General features: G+C 66.7%; 7 protein-coding genes and 1 pseudogene. 1 reads left to right on the forward strand and 7 read right to left on the reverse strand.

Features of this window, described 5'->3' with window-relative positions:
- From K206_RS0129170 to K206_RS0129200, 7 genes and pseudogenes are all read right to left on the reverse strand, one after another.
- A pseudogene (locus tag K206_RS0129170) lies at positions 1-498 on the reverse strand (flagellar hook-length control protein FliK); the annotation flags it as partial.
- A gap of 9 nt (positions 499-507) precedes the next feature.
- Positions 508-849: a flagellar protein FliT gene (locus K206_RS0129175; RefSeq protein WP_020205897.1), complete on the reverse strand. Its 342-nt coding sequence runs from the start codon at positions 847-849 to the stop codon at positions 508-510.
- A gap of 1 nt (position 850) precedes the next feature.
- Positions 851-1,297: a flagellar export chaperone FliS gene (gene fliS, locus K206_RS0129180; protein ID WP_020205898.1), complete on the reverse strand. Its 447-nt coding sequence runs from the start codon at positions 1,295-1,297 to the stop codon at positions 851-853.
- A 46-nt stretch (positions 1,298-1,343) separates the two neighbouring features.
- Positions 1,344-2,771: a flagellar filament capping protein FliD gene (gene fliD, locus K206_RS0129185; RefSeq protein ID WP_020205899.1), complete on the reverse strand. Its 1,428-nt coding sequence runs from the start codon at positions 2,769-2,771 to the stop codon at positions 1,344-1,346.
- 49 nt (positions 2,772-2,820) lie between these two features.
- The gene (locus tag K206_RS0129190; RefSeq protein ID WP_020423956.1) at positions 2,821-3,204 is read right to left on the reverse strand and encodes a flagellar protein FlaG; all 384 of its coding nucleotides are present in this window, start codon (positions 3,202-3,204) and stop codon (positions 2,821-2,823) included.
- 138 nt (positions 3,205-3,342) lie between these two features.
- Positions 3,343-4,686, reverse strand: a complete 1,344-nt coding sequence (locus tag K206_RS0129195; RefSeq protein ID WP_020205901.1) for a FliC/FljB family flagellin — start codon at positions 4,684-4,686, stop codon at positions 3,343-3,345.
- Between the two features lie 214 nt (positions 4,687-4,900).
- Complete coding sequence (locus K206_RS0129200; protein ID WP_029044221.1) at positions 4,901-5,224, reverse strand: RNA chaperone Hfq; 324 nt, start codon at positions 5,222-5,224, stop codon at positions 4,901-4,903.
- Positions 5,225-6,177: 953 nt separating this feature from the next.
- Here K206_RS0129200 and K206_RS0129205 point away from each other — a divergent pair.
- Positions 6,178-7,780 (forward strand): methyl-accepting chemotaxis protein (locus tag K206_RS0129205; protein WP_020205903.1); only part of this gene is annotated, 1,603 nt, incomplete at its 3' end.

Genomic DNA, 7,780 nt, shown 5'->3' on the forward strand with positions numbered 1-7,780 from the left:
GGGCGCGGCCGGGCCGGGGCCGAGCGCGGCCTGCGGCTCGCGCATCAGGGCGTCGAGCGGCTGCGTGCCGTTGACCCACTGGCCCAGGTGCGATTCATAGAACAGGCCGCTTTGCCCGACCTGCTGCGCCAGCGCCGCGGCCAGCGCGCCGGTGCTGCCGGGCGCCGGCGCGCTGGGCAGCAGCGGGGCCGAGCCGCGCAGCGGGGCCGGCTCGGTGCCTTCGAGGATGTCCAGGATGACGCGCGCGGCCGAGCTGAAGGTCTCGCGCGCGGAGGCCGGCGCGGCGCCGTCGGCGGGGTTCGGCGTGCCGCCGGTGACTATGCCGGGGCGGTTCTGCTGCACCGTGGCGCCGCTGTCGGCCGGCGCCACCGTCTCGGTGACGGCGCCGGCGGGCATCAGCGCGGCCAGCTTGGCCACGCTCAGCGCGGACTTGAGTCCTTGCGGGTCCGTGTTGCGCAGCGCCAGCGCGGGATCTGGCGGAAGATGGATGCCGACCATTCGGCGCGATCAGTAACGGGCGTCGGCGCCGTAGGCGTGATGCAGTTCCTGGCGGCGGCGCGAGTTGTTGAGCAGGTGGCCGAGCCGTTCGATCTGGGGCATCACCAGGTTGCGGATGGCGGCATCCTGCGACAGGATGGTCTCCAGCATCTGGTAGCGGTAGCGGCGCTCCTGCGGCGACAGCAGCACCACGTCGTCGTTGTTGCGCAGCACGTTGACCTGCGCCACGTAGCGCGCCTGCAGGGCGCTCAGCGCGTCCCAGTCGCCGGCGCGGGCAGCCTCGCACATCTGGCCGGAGAGGACCAGCAAGGCTTCATAGCAGGCGATCAGGTGGTTCTTTTGCGTGAGCATGTCAGGCACCGATGGAGACGGCGTCCCTGGGGCGCAGCAATTGATGCTCCGGCTCGGGCTCGCGCGCGGGGTCGATCTGGCCCCAGGCCGCCGAGATGTCGGCCAGCAGCTTGTCCACTTCGAGCAGGCGCGCGTCGTCGTTGTGCAGGTTGGCGAGCATGAGCTGGCGCGCCATGTATTCGTAGAGGGAGTCGAGATTGGCCGCGAGCTCCTCGCCCGCCGTATGGTCGAGCGAGGCGCGCAGGCCGCTTTCGATGATCTCGATGGCCTTGGAGATGGCCATGCCCTTGTCGGCGACCTTGCCCGCTTCCATGTGGAAGCGGGCGCGGGCGATCGACGCGCGCGCGCCGTCGAACAGCATGACGATGAGCCGGTGCGGCGAGGCGCTCATGGCCCCGGTCTGGACGCCTACGTTGGCGTAGGCATTGGCGGCGGTGCGTGCGTACATGACGATCCCTGGGTTTGAAGCTGTGTCGGCAATGATCCCGGCGCGTTCAGTTCGACGACGTTCCGTTCATCGAGGCGAACTGCTGCGTCAGGTAGTTCTTGGTGGACGTCATCTGCGCCATGATGGTGTCGAGCTGCTGGAACTGGGCGCGGTATTGTGCCATCGTCGCGTCGATCTGGTTCGACATGTTGGTGTAGTCGTCGCCCAGCGACTTGAGCTGCGTGTTGACGCCGGCGGTGGCGGTGGTGAGCACGCCGTTGGTGGCGGTGAAGCTGGCGGCCAGGCTGGAGAGCTGGTTGCCGTAGCCGGACTTGCCGTCGCTGCCGCTGAACAGCTGCTGCACGCCGGCGCGGTTGCTGGTCAGCGCCGCGTTCAGCTTGGAGGTGTCCAGCGACATGCTGCCGTCCGCGTTGAAGCCGATGCCGACCTGCGTCAGGTTGATGGCGTTGCTGCCGGTCGGCGCCGTGTTGAACACGCCGCGCAGCTGGCTCTCGATGGTGCGCACGGTGCTGTCGCCGAGCAGGGTGCCGGCGGTCTTGGTGTCGGCGTCGTAGCTGTCGAGCTTGGCCACGGTGCTCTGCAGCGTGTTGTAGGCGGTGACGAAGCTCTGCACGGCGCCCGCCATCGACGAGGTGTCGGTGCTCACGCCGACGTTGCTGGCGCCCAGCGAGGTCAGCGTCATGGTCACGCCCGGCACCGCGCCCTGCACGGTGTTGCTGGCGCTGGTGATGGCCAGGCCGTTGACGGTCAGCTTGGCGTCGACCGCCTTGATGTTCTCCGTCATCGACTTGGTGCCGGCCGGATCGTAGGCCAGCAGGCCGCTGATCGTGGACGGGTCGCCGCTGCCGTTGCTGCCCACCGAGATGCGCATGCTGGACTTGGCGCCGGTGGTGTTGGAGGTCAGCACGATGTGGTACGGCGTGCCGCTGCCGTCGTTGACGATGCTGGCCGTGACGCCGGCGTTCGATGCGTTGATCGCGTCGCGGATGCCGGTGAGCGTGTTGTTGGTGCCGTTGATGTTGATCGTGGTCGGCGTGCCGCTGCCCGGCGTGAAGGTGCCGTCGGCGGCGGTGGTGCCGAGCTCGATCTTGATACTGGCGCTGCCCAGCAGCTGGCCGGTGGCGTCGGTGATGCCGTTCGACACCAGCGTCTGCGAGGTGGCGAGCTGGCTCACGTTGACGGCGTAGTTGCCGGCCACCGCGGTCTTGTCCGCGCTGGTGGTCAGCACGCCGGTGTTGCTCGACGACGTGGTGGTGCTGTTGTACAGGCTGGCGGCGCCGAGCGCGGCGGCGGCATTCTGGAACGAGGCCAGCGCGCCCTGCAGCAGGCCGTAGGCGGACAGCTTGGTGGTGGCCGCGGTCTGCGCGTCCGTGATCGGCTGCAGCTTGGTTTCCTCCCCCGACTGCAGGTTGGTCAGAAGGGTGCTGAGGTCCAGTCCGGAACCAACGCCAATCGACGAAATCGGTGTGCTCATGATTTGCTGCCTGTGTTGTCTTGTTCGAGGGAGAGACTGCGGGGGCCGCCTATGCGGTCTGGTGGATCAGCAGGCCTTGCAGCCTGTCGATGGCGCGCGTGATGCGCAGGACTTCTTCGGAGGGAAACTGGCGGATGGTGTCGCCGGTGGACTTGTCCACCACCGTGGTCACGATCTGGTGCGTATCGCCGTCGATGCTGAAGCGCACTTCCACCGGCGTGGCGCGCAGCGCCTCGGTCAGGCTGGTGAGCGCGCTGGCCAGTTCCTTCGAGCTTTCGGCGTGCGCCTTGTCGCCCGGCGCCTTGCCCGCCGCGATGGCGCCCGGCAGGCTCCCGGCCGGCACGCCTGCCGGGGCCGCGGCACCCGCGGCGGGAAGGGTGGCGGGCAACGGCGCGGCGGGCAACTTGGCTAGCTGTTCGGTCGGGCTGATCATGATCGGTCTCTCGCGAGGGACGGTCGGAGCGGGCGGCTCCGGTGGAAACGCTTTCAGAGCGGAGACCGCTCTGGAAGCATTCCCGGCGGCGCCGGGCCCGAAGGTCCGGCGCCGCCAGGGGTGCGGCTACTGTTGCGATTAACGCAGCAGCGACAGCACGTTCTGCGTGGTCTGGTTGGCCTGGGCCAGCACAGCGGTACCAGCTTGTTGCAGGATCTGGGCGCGCGACATGTTCGACACTTCCGTGGCGTAGTCGGCGTCCTGGATGCGCGAGCGCGAAGCGGACAGGTTGGTCACGGTCGAACCCAGGTTCGAGATCACCGAGTTGAAGCGGTTCTGCACGGCACCCAGGGCGCTGCGCAGCTTGTCCACGGTAGCCAGGGCCTTGTCGATCGTGTCGAGCGGATTGGTGCTGCCCACGCCGGTGAAGGCAGTGCTGGCGGCGACGGCGACGGGGGCGGAGGCGCTGTCGAGACGCGTACCGGAGCTCAGTTCGATCTGCGAGCTGTTAGTCACGTGCGTAGGCGTAGAAGTGCTACTGGCGTTGCCGTTGGCCATTGCGGCGGCATTGGTTGCAGAGTCGAGGGCGTAGTTGTTACCGCCTTGGGTGATATAAGCAACTGCATTGCCGCTCGAGTCCGCGCCAACCTTGACGTATTGGTCAGCGACTGCATTGCCCGTGTTGCCATTAGCGGCGTCGCCGACCGTCAAATCGACCTGGTTCAGTGTGACTGCGCCACTGGAGGTGTCGACAGAGGCGGCGTAATAGTCGCTTCCTGACTTAACCACATAGTTCCCGGTGGCATCGCCATTAGAGTCCAGCGTGCTGCTCAGCGACAGGTCGCTGGCGTTAACTCCGAGTGCGGTGGCAACGCTGCTCAGATCCACAGCCGTCGGAGCAGTACCGCCGGTGACGGTCGTGATGGGGGCGGTCGTGGCCAAGGAGTTCTTTGCCACTGTGAAACCGGTCATGCCTAGGGTCTTCGCGCTGATTTCCTTCAGGTCGATCGAGATGGTCTGGCCGTCTTGCGCGCCGACTTGCACCTTCAGCGACGAAGCGGCCGACGACAGCACCTTGACGCCGTTGAAGTCGGTTTGTTGCGACGTGCGGTCGATTTCAGCCAGACGCTGGGTGATTTCGTCCTGGATCGATTGCAGGTCCGAAGCGGAGTTGGAGCCCGTTGCGGCTTGCACGGCCAGGGTACGGATGGCTTGCAGGTTGTTGTTGACTTCGGTCAGCGCGCCTTCGGTGGTTTGCGACAGCGAGATGCCGTCGTTGGCGTTGCGCTGAGCTTGCGTCAGGCCGTTGATGTTGGCGGTGAAACGGTTGGCGATCGCCTGGCCCGCTGCGTCGTCCTTGGCGCTGTTGATACGCAGGCCCGAAGACAGACGCTGAATCGCGCTGTTCAGCGACGATTGCGACGAATTCAGGTTGTTCTGCGTCATCAGGGACAACGTGTTGGTATTGATGACCATCGACATGGTACGACTCCTATTCTTTTACAGTGAGTTGTGCAATCCGGCTGTTGCCGCAACGTTGGCTGCCTGGCAATGCAGGGCGAGAAGTGCCACCGTTGTTTGGGTTATCGGTTGGGGCCGGGAAAGATTTAGAGTGACTTTTGCGATGGGCTCAAACTGTCCTGCATATTTGGCGGTGCTATTAGTAAACAGCATGGCGGGCGCGCGGAACCGGTCGTCAGCGCCGCTTGCGCGTGCGCGGGACGTACGGGCTGACGAACTCCGGCGAGCTCTCCGCGCCCGGCACGCTGGCCTGGGCTTCGGGCGCATGGGCCGGCGTGATGACGGCGATGGCGTGCTTGTAGACGACCTGGGGCAGCGGATCGCCGGCGTCCTCCGCGAGCAATACCATATAGTTGTCCGCGGCCACGATCACGCCATGCAGGCGGGTACCGCTGGACAGGTGCACGACCACGGGCTTCCGGCTCGCGCTATGGGTGGACAACTGCTGGTGCTGCAGTCTGCGGCTAGGGCGGTCCACCCTGATTTCCTTCTTGTTCACAACTTCTCCGGAAGAGCCCGCGCGGGTTCTGTCGGCTGGCAGGGATTCGATGGCCAGGCCTGGGCAACTGGGGTGTGACGCACTGCGGAGCGCGGACTGCGGCCTGGCCTTGGCGGAACCGGGAATGAAACATCCGCTCCCGGGACCGGCCAGGGGGCTGGCGGCACGGAGCGCGGCCAGCCGCGGCTGGTACGCGGGAGACGGGTCCGATGATACCGCCCCGCCACCGGTGGCGAGTGCCGCCGCCGGAAGAGAAGGGGAAGACTTCAGGCGCGAGGGTAACAAAATTTTACAAATGTGGACGGTTGGGAGAGCGCACCTGGCCTAGAGGTAAACCTCTAAAAAATCGATTGCATCACAGTGGCCGAATGTGGATTCATGCACACTTGTGTGGCAAATCCCAATGCTGTCCGACCGCAGCCCCAAGGTGCAACATGAGGTCTGCGGGCTGCCGCGCAGCCCTGGCTTGTTCCGGCCGAGGTTCCTCGCGCCGCCCCGATACCATCGATATGGCGGGGCCGGCACTTTTATATCAGAGGTTTCCCTGATAGAAATTGGATTTACACCTCATGTAAGCAGGTTTATATTCGCTATTGGACCTTTCGGTTCCTAGCAGTCCTGGAAAGCCTACGAGCACCCCGCGCGTGGGCTTCTTTTTTTGCGCGCCCGCCTGGGTGCCACCGGATGTCGCCGGCAGCGGCCGGCGGCGGCGCCCCCCGCGTGCGTGCCGTCATTAGACGACAGGACGCCCGCTGTCAATTCCCCGAATTGCCCCGCTTTTTCCCTGCATATCTCCGCTAACCGGCGCGTTTTTGCCTTATTTCAACAAACCGCGGAAATATCCTCAAGCTTGCCCGGTGCGTGCCGTTAAGGCTGCGATGCGGCGTTGGTCCGGAGGTTCGTCCGGCACCAGGGTGCCGCCCGCGATGAAAAAGCAAAAAAGGAGCCGGGAAATGCGTTGGTTGCGAAACTTTGGCATTGGGGCGCGCCTGACCGTGGCGTTTTCGGTCGTGGCGCTGCTGCTGGTTGCGGTGGCCGTGCTGGGGGCGATGTCCCTGCGCACCATGAACGAATCGATGCGCCTGACGGTGGAAGGGCGGATGTTCCGCGTGATGGAGATCGAGCGCGTCAAGCAGGACGCGCTGTGGGTCGGCATCCTGGCGCGCGATGCCACCCTCAACGAGGACCCGGTCGCGGTGCGGCGCAACGCCGAGAAGATCGGCGCGCTGCGCGAGGACATGAGCACCGCGCTGGATGCGCTCGGCAAGTGGATGGCCAAGGCTTCCTCGCCGGCGGCGCAGGAAAACTACACGCGCCTGATCGAGGCGCGCGACGTCTACAACGGCCAGCTCGACACGGTGCTGCGCCAGCTGCAGAACGGCGAGTTCGACGGCGCCCGCAGCGCGATGGTAGCCACGCTGCCGGCGGCCCAGGCGCCTTATTTCGACAAGCTGACCGAGCTGGCCGAAACCGGGCGCAAGGTGGCCGTGGCCTCGGTGGACGAAGCCAACGCCAGCTACGAGATGGCGCGCAACCTGCTGGTGGGGCTGGCCGCGGTCGCGGTGGCGCTGGCGGCGGCGCTGGGCCTCGGCATCACGCGCTCGATTACCGGCCCGGCGCGCCAGGCGCTCGACGCCGCCCAGGCGCTCGCGCAGGGCAACCTGACCTACGCCATCAAGACGCGCAGCAACGATGAAATGGGCCGCATGCTGGGCGCGCTGGAGCGGGCCTTCGGCCAGCTCGCGGCGCTCGTGCACGGCATCCAGGGCGCGTCGCGCTCGATCGACGGCGCCACCCGCGAGATCGCCAGCGGCAACACCAACCTGTCCCAGCGCACCGAGGAACAGGCCGCGTCGCTCGAACAGACCGCGGCTTCGATGGAGCAGCTTACCTCCACGGTCCGGCAGAACGCGGTCAATGCGCGCCACGCCAACGAACTCGCGGTGAGCGCCTCGGGCGTGGCCACCGAGGGCGGGCGCGCGGTGCGCGGCGTGGTCGAGACCATGCAGAACATCTCGCAGTCGTCGGCCAAGGTGGCCGAGATCGTCGGCGTGATCGAGGGCATCGCCTTCCAGACCAACATCCTGGCGCTCAACGCGGCGGTGGAAGCCGCCCGCGCCGGCGAGCAGGGCCGCGGCTTCAGCGTGGTGGCGGCCGAGGTGCGCAGCCTGGCGCAGCGCTCGGCGTCGGCGGCCAAGGAAATCGGCCAGCTCATCAACGGCTCGGTGGGGCAGGTGGCGCATGGAGCGAAACAGGTCGAGGACGCCGGCCGCACGATGGACGACATCGTCGGCGCGGTCAAGCGCGTGACCGACATCATGGGCGAGATCGCCGCGGCGAGCGAAGAACAGTCCTCCGGCATCGAGCAGGTCAACCGCGCCATCACCCAGATGGAAAGCGTGACGCAGCAGAACGCGGCGCTGGTGGAAGAAGCCGCCGCCGCGGCCGAGAGCCTGCAGCAGCAGGCCGCCGGCCTGGTGAGCGAGGTGTCGCGCTTCCAGGTGACGCAGGAGCAGACCGGCGCGGCGCGTCCGGCGCCGGCGCGCGCGCCGGTTG

This window comes from Cupriavidus sp. WS, assembly GCF_000395345.1.
In the GTDB taxonomy this organism is placed as follows: domain Bacteria; phylum Pseudomonadota; class Gammaproteobacteria; order Burkholderiales; family Burkholderiaceae; genus Cupriavidus; species Cupriavidus basilensis_B.

What these genes read in the sequence shown, in the direction of transcription:
- K206_RS0129175 (WP_020205897.1), bottom strand. Translation starts at nt 849, where the DNA reads ATGCTCACGCAAAAGAACCACCTGATCGCCTGCTATGAAGCCTTGCTG.
- fliS (WP_020205898.1), bottom strand. Translation starts at nt 1,297, where the DNA reads ATGTACGCACGCACCGCCGCCAATGCCTACGCCAACGTAGGCGTCCAG.
- fliD (WP_020205899.1), bottom strand. Translation starts at nt 2,771, where the DNA reads ATGAGCACACCGATTTCGTCGATTGGCGTTGGTTCCGGACTGGACCTC.
- K206_RS0129190 (WP_020423956.1), bottom strand. Translation starts at nt 3,204, where the DNA reads ATGATCAGCCCGACCGAACAGCTAGCCAAGTTGCCCGCCGCGCCGTTG.
- K206_RS0129195 (WP_020205901.1), bottom strand. Translation starts at nt 4,686, where the DNA reads ATGTCGATGGTCATCAATACCAACACGTTGTCCCTGATGACGCAGAAC.